Annotated in this window: 16 protein-coding genes; 10 read left to right on the top strand and 6 right to left on the bottom strand. The window is 70.3% G+C overall.

Annotation, left to right across the window (positions count from 1 at the left end):
- Positions 1 to 831: a transporter substrate-binding domain-containing protein gene (locus OG746_RS19330; RefSeq protein WP_266716119.1), complete on the bottom strand. Its 831-nt coding sequence runs from the start codon at positions 829 to 831 to the stop codon at positions 1 to 3.
- A 116-nt stretch (positions 832 to 947) separates the two neighbouring features.
- Positions 948 to 1,898 carry a LysR family transcriptional regulator gene (locus OG746_RS19335; protein ID WP_266716121.1) on the bottom strand — a complete coding sequence of 317 codons (951 nt, stop codon included), beginning with the start codon at positions 1,896 to 1,898 and terminating at the stop codon, positions 948 to 950.
- A gap of 198 nt (positions 1,899 to 2,096) precedes the next feature.
- On the opposite strand from OG746_RS19335, the gene OG746_RS19340 reads away from it, so the two are divergent.
- From OG746_RS19340 to OG746_RS19350, 3 genes are all read left to right on the top strand, one after another.
- Entirely contained in the window at positions 2,097 to 2,948 is an 852-nt protein-coding gene (locus OG746_RS19340) for a transporter substrate-binding domain-containing protein (protein ID WP_266716123.1), read from the top strand.
- Between the two features lie 62 nt (positions 2,949 to 3,010).
- Positions 3,011 to 3,799: an amino acid ABC transporter permease gene (locus tag OG746_RS19345; protein WP_266719079.1), complete on the top strand. Its 789-nt coding sequence runs from the start codon at positions 3,011 to 3,013 to the stop codon at positions 3,797 to 3,799.
- Between the two features lie 131 nt (positions 3,800 to 3,930).
- On the top strand, positions 3,931 to 4,719 hold the full coding sequence (locus OG746_RS19350) for an amino acid ABC transporter ATP-binding protein (protein WP_266719080.1): 789 nt from the start codon (positions 3,931 to 3,933) through the stop codon (positions 4,717 to 4,719).
- Positions 4,720 to 4,739: 20 nt separating this feature from the next.
- Here the strand turns inward: OG746_RS19350 and OG746_RS19355 are convergent, their stop codons facing one another.
- Positions 4,740 to 5,099 (bottom strand): nuclear transport factor 2 family protein, encoded by a 360-nt coding sequence (locus OG746_RS19355; protein ID WP_266716125.1) that lies wholly within the window; start codon positions 5,097 to 5,099, stop codon positions 4,740 to 4,742.
- A 118-nt stretch (positions 5,100 to 5,217) separates the two neighbouring features.
- Here OG746_RS19355 and OG746_RS19360 point away from each other — a divergent pair, with 118 nt between their 5' ends.
- Both OG746_RS19360 and OG746_RS19365 read left to right on the top strand, forming a co-directional pair.
- The gene (locus OG746_RS19360) at positions 5,218 to 6,051 is read left to right on the top strand and encodes a helix-turn-helix domain-containing protein (protein WP_266716127.1); all 834 of its coding nucleotides are present in this window, start codon (positions 5,218 to 5,220) and stop codon (positions 6,049 to 6,051) included.
- Between the two features lie 9 nt (positions 6,052 to 6,060).
- Entirely contained in the window at positions 6,061 to 6,561 is a 501-nt protein-coding gene (locus tag OG746_RS19365; RefSeq protein ID WP_266716129.1) for a nuclear transport factor 2 family protein, read from the top strand.
- A 69-nt stretch (positions 6,562 to 6,630) separates the two neighbouring features.
- Here OG746_RS19365 and aztA read toward each other — a convergent pair whose 3' ends face one another.
- Positions 6,631 to 7,374: a zinc ABC transporter ATP-binding protein AztA gene (gene aztA, locus OG746_RS19370; protein WP_266716131.1), complete on the bottom strand. Its 744-nt coding sequence runs from the start codon at positions 7,372 to 7,374 to the stop codon at positions 6,631 to 6,633.
- Positions 7,375 to 7,388: 14 nt separating this feature from the next.
- On the opposite strand from aztA, the gene aztB reads away from it, so the two are divergent.
- From aztB to aztD, 4 genes are read left to right on the top strand one after another with little or no spacing between them, the layout of a single operon-like run.
- Positions 7,389 to 8,282 (top strand): zinc ABC transporter permease AztB, encoded by an 894-nt coding sequence (aztB, locus tag OG746_RS19375; protein ID WP_266716133.1) that lies wholly within the window; start codon positions 7,389 to 7,391, stop codon positions 8,280 to 8,282.
- Complete coding sequence (locus tag OG746_RS19380; RefSeq protein ID WP_266716135.1) at positions 8,279 to 9,505, top strand: PQQ-binding-like beta-propeller repeat protein; 1,227 nt, start codon at positions 8,279 to 8,281, stop codon at positions 9,503 to 9,505. The genes aztB and OG746_RS19380 overlap by 4 nt, the downstream gene beginning before the upstream one ends.
- On the top strand, positions 9,502 to 10,467 hold the full coding sequence (aztC, locus tag OG746_RS19385) for a zinc ABC transporter substrate-binding protein AztC (protein WP_266716137.1): 966 nt from the start codon (positions 9,502 to 9,504) through the stop codon (positions 10,465 to 10,467). The genes OG746_RS19380 and aztC overlap by 4 nt, the downstream gene beginning before the upstream one ends.
- A 34-nt stretch (positions 10,468 to 10,501) precedes the next feature.
- A complete protein-coding gene (gene aztD / locus OG746_RS19390) occupies positions 10,502 to 11,701 on the top strand; it encodes a zinc metallochaperone AztD (protein WP_266716139.1) in 1,200 nt (399 codons plus the stop codon).
- A gap of 51 nt (positions 11,702 to 11,752) precedes the next feature.
- On the opposite strand, the gene OG746_RS19395 is transcribed toward aztD, so the two are convergent.
- Positions 11,753 to 12,835: an NADH:flavin oxidoreductase/NADH oxidase gene (locus tag OG746_RS19395; RefSeq protein ID WP_266716141.1), complete on the bottom strand. Its 1,083-nt coding sequence runs from the start codon at positions 12,833 to 12,835 to the stop codon at positions 11,753 to 11,755.
- A 199-nt stretch (positions 12,836 to 13,034) separates the two neighbouring features.
- Between OG746_RS19395 and OG746_RS19400 the strand changes: the two genes are divergently transcribed.
- Positions 13,035 to 13,409, top strand: a complete 375-nt coding sequence (locus OG746_RS19400; protein ID WP_266716143.1) for an ArsR/SmtB family transcription factor — start codon at positions 13,035 to 13,037, stop codon at positions 13,407 to 13,409.
- Here OG746_RS19400 and OG746_RS19405 read toward each other — a convergent pair.
- Positions 13,329 to 14,714 carry a nucleobase:cation symporter-2 family protein gene (locus OG746_RS19405; RefSeq protein ID WP_266716145.1) on the bottom strand — a complete coding sequence of 462 codons (1,386 nt, stop codon included), beginning with the start codon at positions 14,712 to 14,714 and terminating at the stop codon, positions 13,329 to 13,331. The two genes, OG746_RS19400 and OG746_RS19405, sit on opposite strands and share 81 nt — an antisense overlap.
- Positions 14,715 to 14,745 lie beyond the last annotated feature (31 nt).

Here is a 14,745-nt window from a genome sequence, read left to right on the forward strand (position 1 = left end):
TCAACTCAGCCACTCCGCCTCGTACTTCTTGTACGTGCCGTCGTGCGTCGCCAAGTGCACGAACTGGTCGACGTACTCGTGGAAGTCGCGGTCGCCGCGCGGCGTCGCGTACGCCTTCTCCGCGAAGCTGAACGGCTTGTCGGGGTGGACCGAGCACAGCTCGGGGTGGAGATTGGCCTGGTAGAGCGTCTCGCTCGCGTCCGTCATCATCACGTCCGCCCGGCCCGCCACGATCTCGTCGAAGATCGTGCGGTTGTCCGGGTGGACCTTGATGGTGGCGTTCTGGAGATGCGCCCGGGCGAACTGCTCATTCGTACCACCGGGGTTGACGACGACCGTCGTCCCCGCCTGGTCGATGTCCTTGAGCGTCTGGTACTTGTCCTTGTCAGCGCAGCGCACGATCGGCGTCTTGCCGTCCTCGCGGGTCGGCTCGCTGAAGTACACCTGGCGGGCGCGCGGCAGCGTGATCGAGACACCGCCGACGCCGACGTCGCACTTCCCGTCCGACAGGTCCTTCGTCAGATTCGCCCACGTGGTGTCCACCCACTCGGCCTTGGCGTCGAGGCTCTTGGCCAGGTCCTTCGCCATGTCGATGTCGATGCCGCTGTACGACCCGTCCTTCGGGTCCTTGTACGTGAACGGCTTGTAGTCACCGGTCGTGCACACGCGCAGCACACCGGACTTGGGCACCGAGTCGAGCAGGCTGGTCTGCTGCTTCTTGGCGGACTGCTGGGTGGCCGACGGCGCCGCGGGCGCGGCAGCGGTCAGGCCCAGCAGACAGACCAGGGCGGACAGGGTGGCGACACGCTGTCTGGACGTGCGGCGGCTCATCTCGGCTACTCCTCGACACGGTGGTTGCAGGGTGAACTGATCGTCCGGTGGCTCACCATGTCAGAAGAGTTCGCGCCGGTGAAGGCGGTGTCCATGGCTCGGATGGCCTCCGCGGATCAGGCCTCGGGCCGGGGAAAACCAGAAGTGGCCCGCTCCATGTCCACCGCCGCCTCACTCAGCGTCCGCAGCAGCAGCGCGGTGACCGGCGCCGTCTCGTGCCCCTCGAGGACGAAGGCCGAGACGCGGCGCCCGGCCGCGGGGGCGAGCGGGCGGGCCACGAGCTCGGTGTGCCGCAGGAGCGGCAGCGTCATGCCGGGCACCAGCGCGATCCCCGCGCCGGCGGCCACCAGCCCCTGCACCGCGAGGTTGTCGTCGGTGGCGAAGGCGATGTCCGGCGCGAAACCCGCCTCCGCGCAGGCGGCGACGAAGTGGCCCCGGCAGTGCCGGCACCCCGCTATCCAGCGCTCCCGCTCCAGCTCGCCCAGCTCCACGCGGCCGCTCTCCGCGAGGGCGTGGCCGGCCGGGAGCAGCACCATCAGCGGATCGTCGAGCAGCGGCAACTCGACCAGACCCTCCTCGCTGTCGCCGTCCGCGATCGTGGCTTCGCCGCCGTGCCCCGCCGAGAAGGCGAGCGTCAGATCGCACCGGCCCTCGCGCAGCGCGCGCAGCGAGTCGGGCGGCTCCTCCTCCAACAGCTCGACGCGGATGCCCGGGTGGGCCGCGGCGACGCGGGCGACGGTCGCCGGGAGCAGGGTGGCGTTCGCGGCGGGAAAGGCGCAGACGCGGACGCGCCCCGACTCCAGGCGCGTGATCGCCTTCAACTGGCCGTGCGCCGTCGCAATGGTGCTGAGGATGCCCGTGGCGTGCCGGGCCAGCACCTGCCCGGCGTCCGTGAGCCGCAGACCGCGCCCCGCCCGGACGAACAGCGGCGTGCCCGCGGCGCGTTCGAGCGCCTTCATCTGCTGGCTGATGGCGGGCTGCGTGTACCCGAGGTCCCGCGCGGTCGCCGCGTAGGAGCCCGTGCGCACGACTTCGGCGAACGTCTGGATGTGCCGCGAGTCAAACATGGGTACAAGCTATGGAGTTCATCCCGCAAGTCAAGATCGGTAAGCGTTTCTTGGGGTGGGCAAAGAAATGTGATGTGGACCTTGCCGCGCCCCGTGCGTCAGTGTGTCCGAACCTCATGTTTTCCGAGGTCAGTGCCGGTCCCGCAGTCCGGACCGACGTGCTCTCGGCCGTCCGTGCCGGGCATCGCCCGCTCCTCCATGTCCCAGGGAAGCCCCGCGACTTCAACCGCACGCCTCGCCCGCCGCTGTGTCCCGCTCGCCGTCGCGGCCTGCCTCGTGGCCCTGACGACCTCGTGCAGCAAGAGCGACGACGTCACGACGACCGCGGGCGGGGTGAAGCTGGTCCACAAGGGCAAGCTGACGACCTGCACGCACCTGCCGTACGCGCCCTTCCAGTCGGAGAAGAACGGCAAGGTCGTCGGCTTCGACGTCTCCGTGATGGACCTCGTCGCGAAGAAGCTCGGGGTCAAGCAGGACATCATCGACAAGTCCTTCGAGACCATCAAGACCGGGGCCGACCTCAACGCGGGCCTGTGCGACGTCGCCGCCGCGGGCATGACGATCACCGACGAGCGCAAGCAGAACCTCGACTTCTCCGACCCCTACTTCGACGCCGACCAGGCGCTGCTCGCCCGCAAGGGGGTCAAGGCGAAGACCCTCGACGACATCAAGAGCGGCAAGCTGAAGCTGGGCTCCCAGGCCGCGACCACCGGCGAGGACCTGGCGCACAAGAAGGGCGTCGACCCGCAGTCCTTCGAGAGCTCCGACGCCGAGCTCAACGGGCTGCGCACCGGCCAGGTCGACGTCCTCGTCCAGGACTACCCGGTCGTCCAGAACTGGCTGAAGGACTCCGCCGTCAAGGACAAGTTCGTCCTCCTCAACACCGTTCCCACCGGCGAGGAGTACGGCTTCGCCGTGAAGAAGGGCGGCAACCCGAAGCTGCTCGCCGCGATCAACAAGGCGATCGGCCAGGCCAAGAAGGACGGCACGTACAAGAAGCTGTACGAGAAGTGGATCGGCCCGATGCCGAAGGACGGGGCCGCTAAGTGAGCACCGTCAAGACGCCCCCGGTGAACGGGAGTTCAGGGGGCGATGCCACGCCGCGCAGGCGCATGTCGCCGCGCCGCAGGCGCAAGGTGACGCGCGTCGTCCAGTACGTGATTCTCGGTGTCGCGGTGCTGCTCGCCGCGACGCTCGCCGACTGGGGGCAGCTCCAGCACCAGTTCCTCGAACCGTCCGTGGCCCGGCGGATGTTCCCGGACCTGATCACGACCGCGCTGGTCAACACGGTGATCTACACCCTCACCGGGTTCGTCGTCGGCCTCGTGCTCGGTCTGGTCATCGCCCTGATGCGGCTGTCGTCGGTGGCCCCCTACCGGTGGCTCGCGTCCATCTACATCGAGTTCTTCCGTGGCCTGCCCGCCCTGCTGATCTTCATCTTCATCGGCGTCGGCGTGCCGCTCGCCTTCCCCGGCACCGCCCTGCCCGGCGGCGTCTACGGGCAGGTGGCCATCGCGCTCGGCCTGGTCGCCGCCGCGTACATGGCGGAGACGATCAGGGCCGGCATCCAGGCCGTGCCCCGCGGCCAGATGGAGGCCGCCCGCACGCTCGGCATGTCGCAGACCCTGGCGATGCGCTCGATCGTCATCCCGCAGGCCTTCCGCATCATCGTGCCGCCGCTCACCAACGAACTGGTCCTGCTGTTCAAGGACTCCTCGCTGGTCCTCTTCCTCGGCGTCTCCCTGGAGACCCGCGAACTCACCAAGTTCGGCCGGGATTTGGCGGGGGAGACCGCCAACAGCACACCCATCTTCGTCGCGGGCCTGTGCTATCTGCTCGTCACCGTCCCTCTGGGCTATCTGGTGCGCCGCCTAGAGGCGCGGCACGCGAAGGCCAGGTGAGCGGGGTCATGACGCACGACACCGGCAACGAGGACACACCGAACGGCACTGAGAATGCACCGAACGCCAACGAGAACGCACCGAACGACACCAAGGACGCACCGAACGGCACCGAGGACGAGGACACCGGCATGACCGCGGCCATCGAGATCCAGGGACTGCACAAGTCCTTCGGCGACCTGGAGGTGCTGCGCGGCATCGACTTCACCGTCGCGCACGGCGAGGTGGTGTGTGTCATCGGCCCCTCCGGATCCGGCAAGTCCACCCTGCTGCGCTGCACCAACCTGCTGGAAGAGCCCACGTCGGGGCGGGTGGTGGTGGCGGGTGCCGACCTCACGGACCCGGACCTCGACATCGACCGCGTACGCCGCCGGATCGGCATGGTCTTCCAGCAGTTCAACCTCTTCCCGCACCTGAACGTCCTGGAGAACCTCACCATCGCGCAGCGCCGGGTCCTCGGCCGGGACCGCGCCGAGGCGGAGCGGACGGGCCGCGCCAACCTCGACCGCGTCGGCCTCGCCGACAAGGAGACCAGCTATCCCGCCCAGCTCTCCGGCGGCCAGCAGCAGCGCGTCGCCATCGCCCGCGCCCTGTCGATGGGCCCCGAGCTGATGCTGTTCGACGAGCCGACCAGCGCGCTCGACCCGGAACTCGTGGGCGATGTGCTCGCCGTGATGCGCTCGCTCGCCGACGAGGGCATGACGATGATGGTCGTCACCCACGAGATGGGCTTCGCCCGCGAGGTCGCGGACCGCGTCGTGTTCATGGACGGCGGCGTGGTCGTCGAGGAGGGAACCCCGGACGAGGTACTGGGCAACCCCCGCGAGGAACGCACTCGTTCGTTCCTCGCACGGGTCGTGAACCCGGGGGACGCGCAACCCGGGGACGCGCAGTCCGCGGACGCGGAGCCGCCCAAGTAGCCTCGCACGGCGGCGTGGTGTCAGGCCGCCGGCACCTTGTCCAGGAAGCCGCGGACCTCCCGGATCCGGCCCTCCTCGTCCAGTACCAGGACGTCGAACCCGATCACCAGCGGCTCGGCACCCTCGGGGCCCAGGCCCCACTGGAACCGCAACTGCTGGTGATGCGCGTCCACTTCACCGACCGCCGTGAACGCCATGCCCGGGAACTGCTGGTGCACCCCGTCGACCAGCGCGGCGAGCGCGGCGTGGCCCGCCACCTCGGCCAGCGGGTCGGTGTAGGTGGCGTCGGGCGTCCAGTGCTCGGCGATGAGCTTCGTGAGCTGCTCACCCTGCGCGTTCCAGGTGGCGAGGTAGGCGTCGACAGCGTGCTGTGCGGTCATGGTCGAACCTCCGGTGAGATGCGGTGTGTTGACGCCCATCACAGTGGCCGGGCCGTGGCGGAAGCTCCATTACCTCAGAGGTCATGGAGCGCGCGCCACGGCCCCGTACGCTGCCGTCATGAGCACCCTCGTGGACTCCATCGCCCCGGCGGACCCCGTGGACGCCCGCACCGTCGGCCCGCTGCTGCGCGGCTGGCGCGAGCGGCGCCGCTTCAGCCAGCAGGAGCTGTCCAACCGCTCCGCGGTCTCCACCCGGCACCTCAGCCGCGTGGAGACCGGCAGGGCGCACCCGACGCCCGAGATGATCCTGCACCTGGCGGACCACCTCGACGTCCCGCTGCGCGCACGCAACGAGCTGCTCCTCGCGGGCGGTTACGCGCCGCACTACCGGGACCGGGACCTGGCGGACGCCTCGCTCGCGGTCGTCATGGACGGTCTCCGGGGGCTCCTCGACGCCCATATGCCGTACCCGGCCCTGCTGTTGGACACCTACTGGGACGTCGTCGACGCCAACGAGGGCGTGGCCGCGCTGCTCGAAGGGTGTGCGCCCCGGCTCCTCGAACCCCCGATCAACGTCATCCGGCTGTGCGTGCACGAGGAGGGCCTGGCCCCGCGGATCCGCAACTTCACGCAGTGGGCCTCCCACCTGCACCATCAGCTGGTCCACCGCGCCGAACGCACCCACGACCCGCGCCACTTCGCCCTCGCCGAGGAGACCGCGCGACACCTCGCGGCCGTGCCCCGCACCGCCCCCACCGGCAGTCCCGTCCTCACGCTGGAACTCACCGTGCCGGACGCCGCACCGCTGCGCTTCTTCAGCACCTCCGCGCAGCTCACCACGCCCGCCGACGCGGCCCTGGAGGGACTGCACCTGGAGACGTTCCTGCCGGCGGACGACGCGACCCGGCGCCGCTTCGAAAAGAACTCGCAGGCGGTCGGGCCCACTTGGTAGGACTGGTGGATGACCCAGGAAGACACGACGGACGAACTCGACCCACTGGAACGCCTCCTGGCGGAACGCGCCTGTGAGCGGCTGATCCTGGAACTCGTGCGCCGCCTCGACCTCGGGGATCCGGGCACGGTCTGCGAACTCTTCACCCCCGACGGCGTCTGGGAGTGGCCCTACGACAGCCGGAGGATCGAGGGCAGGGAGGCACTGCGCGCCTACTTCGGCGGCCGCCCGGCCGACCGCCTGTCCCGGCGGATGTGCACGAACATCCTGGTCACCGTCGACACACCGGACACCGCCACGGCCACCACGTACTTCGCCACCTACCGGGTCGACGGCTACACGAGCGGCGCGATCGTCCCGACCCGGCTGCCCGCGAACGTCGGCCACTACGAGGACACCTTCCGCAAGGTGGACGGCCGTTGGCTCATGGCGAGCCGGACACTTGTCCTCCCCTTCGGCGGGCCCACCGAACACGTGGGTCACGTGGGTGGCGCCGACCGGGCGCGGTAAGGCGCGCGCCCGCACCGGGCACAGTAAGGCCCACGCCCGAGCCGGGCACAGCCAGACGCGCACCCCAGATCACGCCGGCTGCCAGACCCGCGCCAGCGCCGACTCCGTGAGCACCTCGTCGGGCGGACCTTGCTCGACGAGGTGCCCCTCGCGCAGCAACAAGCAGACATCCGCCGCCCGCGCCGCCTCAAGGTCGTGGGTCGCCTGCACGACGGTCACGCCCTCGCCCCCGAGCTCCGTGAGCAGCGCCCCGATCCGGCCGCGGGCCTCGGGGTCGAGCCCCGTGGTCGGCTCGTCGAGGAGCAGCAGGTCGGACTCCTGGGCGAGCCCCTGCGCGACCAGCGTGCGCTGCCGCTGCCCGCCCGACAGCTCGCCCAGCTGTCGTCCGGCGAGGTCGCCGACGCCGAGCCGGTCGAGCGCCGCGTCGACCGCCGCCAGGTCCCGCCGCGACGGCCTGCGCCAGGACCCGAGCCCGCCCCAGCGCCCCATCTCCACCGTCTGACGCACGGTCAGGGGAAGCGCGTCCCCGACGGCTCCGCGCTGCGGCACGAAGGCCGGCCGTCGTTCCCCGTGGTGCCGCACCTCTCCCGATGTAGGGCGGATCACACCGGCGACCACACCGAGCAGCGTGGACTTCCCGCTGCCGTTCGGCCCGACGAGCGCAACGTTCGCCAACTCCGGTATTTCGGTGGTCAGTTGATGGAGGACCTTGCGGCCGGGATAGCCGGCGCACAGCTCGTCGAAGCGGACGCGGGCGGCCCGGTTCTGTCGTGGGGCCGGAATGACGGTCGGTTTGTTGAACATGGTTTTCATTGTACTGTCCTCGCATGGAGTGGTTGACGGCCCCGTTCGAGGTGGCCTTTGTGCAGCGCGCCCTGTGGGGCGGAATCCTGGTGTCGGCGATCTGTGCGCTGGCCGGGACCTGGGTGGTGCTCAGGGGGATGGCCTTCCTCGGGGACGCCATGTCCCACGGGCTGCTGCCCGGTGTCGCGTTGGCCGCGCTGTTCGGCGGCAACCTGATGGTGGGCGCGGTCGCGAGCGCGGCGGTGATGACGGCGGGGGTGACCGCGCTCGGCAGGGCCCGGCGACTGTCCCGGGATACCGGGATCGGGCTGCTGTTCGTCGGCATGCTGTCGCTCGGCGTGATCATCGTGTCGCGCTCGCAGTCCTTCGCGGTGGATCTGACCGGATTCCTCTTCGGTGATGTGCTCGCGGTGCGCGGACAGGACCTCGCCGTGCTGGGGGTGGCCCTGTTCGTGGCGCTCGTCGTCTCGGTCCTCGGGCATCGGGCCTTTCTTGCTCTGACCTTCGATGCCCGCAAGGCCCAGACGCTGGGCCTGCGCCCGCGGCTCGCGCACGCCGTGCTGCTCGGTCTCCTTGGTCTCGCGATCGTCGCCTCGTTCCACATCGTGGGCACGCTGCTCGTCCTCGGCCTGCTGATCGCGCCGCCCGCGGCCGCCCTGCCCTGGGCGCGCAGTGTGCGCGGGGTCATGGTGGGCGCCGCCCTCCTCGGGGCCGCCGCCACCTTCGGCGGGCTGCTCCTGTCGTGGCACCTCGGCACCGCGGCCGGAGCCACCGTCTCGGCGCTCGCGGTGAGTCTCTTCTTCCTCTCCCATCTCGCCTCCGGCGTCCGCCACCGCCGTACGAGCCGTGCCGCCGACGGCGCCGCACCCGCTCCCGTTCCCGCAGTCGACCGAAGGAAGTCGGAGGCAATGTCTTGACCGCCCGAATCAACGCCGCGAAGTGGGCCCCTGTCCCGCTGGCGCTCACCGCCCTGCTCGCCGCGGGCTGCACCGCACAGGAGGACAACAACCGGAAGGGCGCGGCGAGTTCACCGTCCGCCACCCCGCACGGCTACGTGGAGGGCGCGAAGGAGGGCGCCGAGCAGCAGTCGCGGCTGGTCCTCAACGACCCCGACAGCGGAAGCACCCGCGTTCTCGACCTCATCACCGGCAAGGTGGCGAAGACGGACAAGGTCGCGGGCGCCGCCGACCTCGCCACGGACGGCCGCTTCGGCTACCTCCACGCCTCCGGCGTCACCCACGTCCTCGACGGCGGCTCCTGGACCGTGGACCACGGCGACCACGTCCACTACTACCGTGCGGCGATCCGCGACGTAGGGGAACTGCCCGTCGGAGAAGGTGCGTTGGTGCGCAGCGACGCCGCCGTGACCGCGGTGACCGACAAGGGCGGACGGACCGTCCTCTACGGCCGAGGCGATCTGGACACGGGCGACATCGCGCGCACCGGGACGCTGCCCGGCACGGCCACCGGGCCTGTAGTCCCGTACGAGGAGCACCTGTTGGCCCTCACCGGCAAGGGCGACGCCGCGAAGCTGACCGTGTTCGACCGCAAGGGCAAGCGCGTCGCCGCGCCGGACGCCGAGTGCGAGGGCCCGAAGGGCGACGCCGTCACCCGCCGCGGCGTGGTGTTCGGCTGCGCCGACGGGGCGCTGCTCGTACGAGAGGAGGGCGGGAAGTTCACCGCCGAGTCCATCCCCTACGAGAAGGACGTGCCGGATGGTGAGCGGGCGGTCGAGTTCAGGCAGCGCCCCGGCAGCGACACCCTGACCGCGCGGGCCGGGGACGACGCCGTATGGGTCCTGGACGTCGGCGAGCGCGCCTGGACGCGGGTGGAGACCGGGCCCGTCGTCGCCGCGAACACCGCAGGGGAGGGCGCGCCGCTCCTTGTCCTGGAGACCGACGGCAGGCTGCACGGCTACGACATCGGGACGGGCAAGGAGACCACCCGCACCAAGAAGCTCCTGACCGGGAAGCCGCACACCCGGAACGCCCCGGTCATCGAGGTCGACCGCAGCCGTGCCTACGTCAACGACCCATACGGCAAGCGGGTGTTCGAGGTCGACTACAACGACGACCTGCGCATCGCCCGAACCTTCGACCTCGACGTCGAACCCGTGCTGATGGCAGAGACCGGCCGATGAGCGCGGACGAGGCGAAGAAGCGCGTCCGCGTGGGCACGGCACGGCTGCGCAGCCTGCTGCTCGGCCTGCTGACCCTGGCGGCCGCCGCCACCGCGACCGCCTGCACCACCGACAGCGAACGGCCCCGGATCGTCGTCACCACCAACATCCTCGGCGACGTCACCCGGCAGATAGCGGGCGACCAGGCCGAGGTCACCGTCCTCATGAAGCCCAACGCCGACCCGCACTCCTTCGGGCTCTCCGCACGGCAGGCCGCCGACCTCGAACGGGCCGACCTGGTCGTCCACAACGGCCTCGGCCTGGAGGAGAACGTGCTGCGGCACGTCGACGCAGCCCGCGACTCCGGCGTCGCCACCTTCGAGGTCGGCAAGGCCGTCGACCCGCTCACCTTCCACACCGGCGACGACGCCGGGGACGGCCAGCCCGACCCGCACTTCTGGACCGACCCCGACCGCATGCGCAAGGCGGCGGGCCTCATCGCCGACCAGATCACCGAGCACGTCGACGGCGTCGACGACAGCGCGGTGCGCGCCCAATTCGACCGCTACGACAAGAAGTTGGTGAACCTCAGCACCTGGATGGAGAAGTCCTTCGACCGCGTCCCCGAGAAGCGGCGCGCCATCGTCACCAACCACCACGTCTTCGGTTACCTCGCCGACCGCTTCGATCTCCGTGTCGTCGGCGCCGTCGTCCCCAGCGGCACCACCCTCGCCTCGCCCAGCTCCTCCGACCTGCGCTCCCTCACGCAGGCCATGGACGAGGCCGGCGTCCGCACGGTCTTCGCCGACTCCTCCCAACCCACGCGCCTCGCCGAGGTGTTGCGCAAGGAGATGGGCGGCGGGGTCCAGGTCGTGAAGCTGTACTCCGAGTCCCTTACGGCCAAGGGCGAGGGCGCGGACACGTACCTGCGGATGATGCGCGCCAATACGACGGCGATGACCAAGGGCCTGACGGCCCGCTGACCCACGACTGTTCGACAGGGAAGGAAGAACACAAGTGAACACGACCCCGACAACCCGCAGGAGAGCCCTCGGGGGAACGGCCTGCGCCCTCGCCTTCGCCACGGTGCTGACCGCCTGCGGGAGCGAGGACGACACCACCGCCTCGTCCAGGGCCAAGGGCGCCACACCCGCCGCCGCGGTCAAGGATCCGCTGGTCGCCGGCTTCGACGGCGGCCTCTACATACTCGACGGCAAGAGCCTCAAGCTCAGCAGGACGATCGAGCTGCCCGGCTTCAACCGCCTCAACCCCGCGGGCGACGAGGACCACGTCGTCGTCTCCACCGACAGCGGCTTCCGCGTCCTGGACGCCGCCGGTCAGCGCTTTACCGACATCACGTACAAGGGCTCCGAGCCGGGACACGTCGTCCGGCACGCGGGCAAGACGGTGCTCTTCACCGACGGCACCGGCGAGGTCGACGTCTTCGACCCCGCCGACCTGGGCAGCGGCACGAAGCCCAAGGGCCGCACCTACACCTCGGCCGAGGCCCACCACGGCGTGGCCATCGAGCTGGAGAACGGCGAACTCCTCAGCACCCTGGGCGACAAGGAGACACGCACCGGCGTGCTCGTCCTCGACAAGGACAACAAGGAGATCGCACGCAACGAGAAGTGCCCCGGCGTGCACGGCGAGGCCGCGGCCAAGGGCGAGGCGATCGGCGTCGGCTGCGAGGACGGCATCCTCGTCTACAAGGACGGCGAGTTCACCAAGGTCGACGCACCCGACGACTACGGCCGCATCGGCAACCAGGCCGGCAGCGACGCCTCCCCGGTCCTCCTCGGCGACTACAAGACCGACGCGGAGGCCGAGTTGGAACGCCCCACCCGCGTCTCCCTCGTCGACACGGAGAAGAAGAAGCTCCGCCTGGTCGACCTGGGGACCAGCTACTCGTTCCGCTCGCTGGCCCGCGGGCCGGAGGGCGAGGCGCTGGTCCTGGGCACCGACGGGAAGATCCATGTCATCGACCCGGCAACCGGAAAGATCGAGAAGAAAATCGACGCCGTCGGCGAGTGGCGGGAACCCCTGGACTGGCAGCAACCCCGGCCCACACTGTTCGTCCGCGACCACACGGCGTACGTCTCCGACCCCGGCGAGAAGGCCCTGCACGCCATCGACCTGGACACCGGCAAGAAGCTCACGTCCGTGAAGCTGCCGAAGAGCACCAATGAGCTGTCCGGCACGGTGGCCGGGCACTGACATGCGTACGCCCCCGTGGTCCACGAACCACGGGGGCGTACGGCCGTGCGCTCAGACGGACCGGTGGTACTGGTCCGGCACGTGGCTCTCGGAGCCCAGTTCGCGCGCCGCGTGGCGGGCGAAGGACGGGTCGCGAAGGAGCTCGCGGCCGACGAGGACCGCGTCGGCCTCACCGTTGGCGAGGATCTTCTCGGCCTGCTCGGGCTCGGTGATGAGACCGACCGCGGCGGCCGGGACGCCGGCCTCGCTGCGTACGCGGGCCGCGAAGGGGACCTGGTAGCCGGGGCCGAGGGGGATGCGGACGCCCGCGGCGTTGCCGCCCGTCGACACGTCGATCAGGTCCACGCCGTGGGCCTGCAACTCGGAGGCGAAACGGACCGTGTCGTCGGCGGACCAGCCCTCGCCCTCCTCCAGCCAGTCGGTCGCGGAGATACGGAAGAGCAGCGGCAGCTCCTCCGGCCACACCTCGCGGACCGCGTCCACGACCTCCAGGGCGAAACGGGTGCGGTTCTCGTAGGAGCCGCCGTACTCGTCGGTGCGCTTGTTGGAGTGCGGGGAGAGGAATTCGCCGATGAGGTAGCCGTGCGCGCCGTGCAGCTCGATGACCTCGAAACCGGCCTCCAGAGTGCGGCGGGTGGCGTCGACGAACTGCTGGACGACCTCCTTGATGCCCTCGACCGACAGCTCGGCCGGGACCGGGTGCCTCTCGTCGAAGGGCACCGGGCTGGGCGCCACGGCCTCCCAGCCGTACGCGTCCGGGCCCACCGGCGCGCCGCCCTTCCAGGGCCGGTCGGTCGACGCCTTGCGGCCGGCGTGACCCAGCTGGATTCCAGCCACAGTGTTCTGCGACTTCAGGAACGACGCGATCCGGCGGAAGGCCTCGACCTGGGTGTCGTTCCAGATGCCGAGGTCCTGCGGCGAGATGCGGCCCTCGGGGGAGACGGCCGTCGCCTCGACGATGATCAGGCCGGTGCCGCCCGCGGCGCGCGCCCCGTAGTGCTGGAAGTGCCAGTCGTTCGGAGCGCCGGTGAACGGGCCCTCGGGAGCCGCGCTGTACTGGCACATCGGCGGCATCCACACGCGGTTGGGGATGGTCACGGACCGCAGGGTGTAGGGCTCGAACAGTGCGCTCACGGCGGACTCCATTCGGTGTGGATCGCGGAATTGCCTCGCGGGTGGCGGCGAGGACCTCCCTAGTACGATAGCCACCGTAGTACGGCGGATGTCAAACTACGATGGTTCTCGTACAATGGCCCTGAGGCGCCGCCCGCATCGCAGGCATCGAGCCATCCGCACCACTCCGGACCACACGGACCGCAAAGGGGAGTCGTCCATGACGACCGCAGCACCGCACACCGGGACCGCCGCCGGCGGCCGCACGCTCGCGCACCCCGCCCGTACGGAGATCCGGCTCGAAGCGGTGCTGCACGCGCTGTCCGACCCGATGCGCCTGGCCGTCGTCCGGGAGATGGCGGCCTCGGCGGAGGCCGAGCTGTCCTGTTCGGCCTTCGACCTGCCCGTCACCAAGTCGACCACCACGCACCACTTCCGCGTGCTGCGCGAGGCCGGCGTGATCGAGCAGGTCTACCGGGGGACCGCCAAGCTCAACGGCCTGCGCAGGGCCGACCTAGACGCGCTCTTCCCCGGCCTTCTCGACGCCGTGCTCGACGCGGCTGCCCGGCAGGAGGACAGGCTCGGCGATAGCTGACGGCGCCGAACCCGCCTTCTGCGGAAGGTGGTTGAAGAGCAGGTTGAGTGCGATAGCCGTCAGGCAGCCCGCGCTGATGCCGCTGTCCATCACCGTCTGGAACCAGTTGGGGAAGTGCTCGTAGATCGTCGGCACGCCCACCGGAAGCAGACCGACGGCGACCGAGACGGCCACCACGGTGAGATTGCTGTTGCCCTCGAAGTCCACCTTCGCCAGGGTCCTGAGGCCGCTCGCCGCGACCGTCCCGAACATCACCAGGCCCGCGCCGCCGAGCACGGGCGAGGGGATCGCGGCGACCACCGCGCCCAGCTTCGGCAGCAGCCCGAGCAGGATCAGGATGCCGCCGGAGACGGCGACCACCCAGCGGCTGCGCACCTTCGTCATGCCGACGAGGCCCACGTTCTGCGCGAACGCCGTGTACGGGAAGGTGTTGAAGACGCCGCCGAGGACGGTCGAGAAGCCGTCGGCGCGCAGTCCGTCGCCGAGCGCGCGCCGGTCCACGGGGCGGCCCGTCATCTCGCCGACCGCGATGAAGTCACCTGTGGTCTCGGTCATCGTCACCAGAGCCACGATCAACATCGAAACGATCGCCGCCGCGTGGAACTCCGGGGCACCGAAGTGGAACGGCGTGCTGATCCCGAACCAGTGCGCTTCCCCGACGGCGGAGAAGTCCGTGAAGCCGGTGGGTATCGCCACCGCCGTGCCCACCACGATGCCGACGAGCACCGCGACCCGGCTCAGGGCCGGCGGCGCGAACCGCTGCACGCCGAGCACGAGCACCAGGACGAGCGCCGCGAGCCCGATGTTCTTCGGGTCGCCGAAGTCCTTCGCCCCTGAGCCGCCCGCGGCCCACGTGCCCGCGGTCGGCAGCAGTGACAGGCCGATGATCAGGATCACCGTGCCGGTGACCAGCGGCGGGAAGAAGCGCAGCAGCCGCCCGAAGACCGGGGCGAGGAGCATCATGGCGAGGCCCGCGACGATCACCGCCCCGTAGATCGCCGGGAGGCCGCCGCCCGTCGTGCCGATCAGCACCATCGGCGACACGGCCGCGAACGTACAGCCCTGCACGATCGGCAGCCGGATGCCGAAGCGCCACACACCCACGCACTGGATGAGCGTCGCGATGCCGCACACCAGCAGGTCGGCGGTGATCAGATACGCGAGATCGGCGGGCGACAGCCTCATCGCGCCGCCCACGATCAGCGGCACGGCGACCGCGCCCGCGTACATGGCGAGAACGTGCTGCAGCCCGAACGCCGCCAACTGGCGCGCGGGCGGGACCTGGTCCACGGGGTGCGTTGTCATGCACGAGAACGTAATGAGCTTGAACGTTTTG

Source organism: Streptomyces sp. NBC_01016, from assembly GCF_026341035.1.
GTDB lineage: Bacteria > Actinomycetota > Actinomycetes > Streptomycetales > Streptomycetaceae > Streptomyces.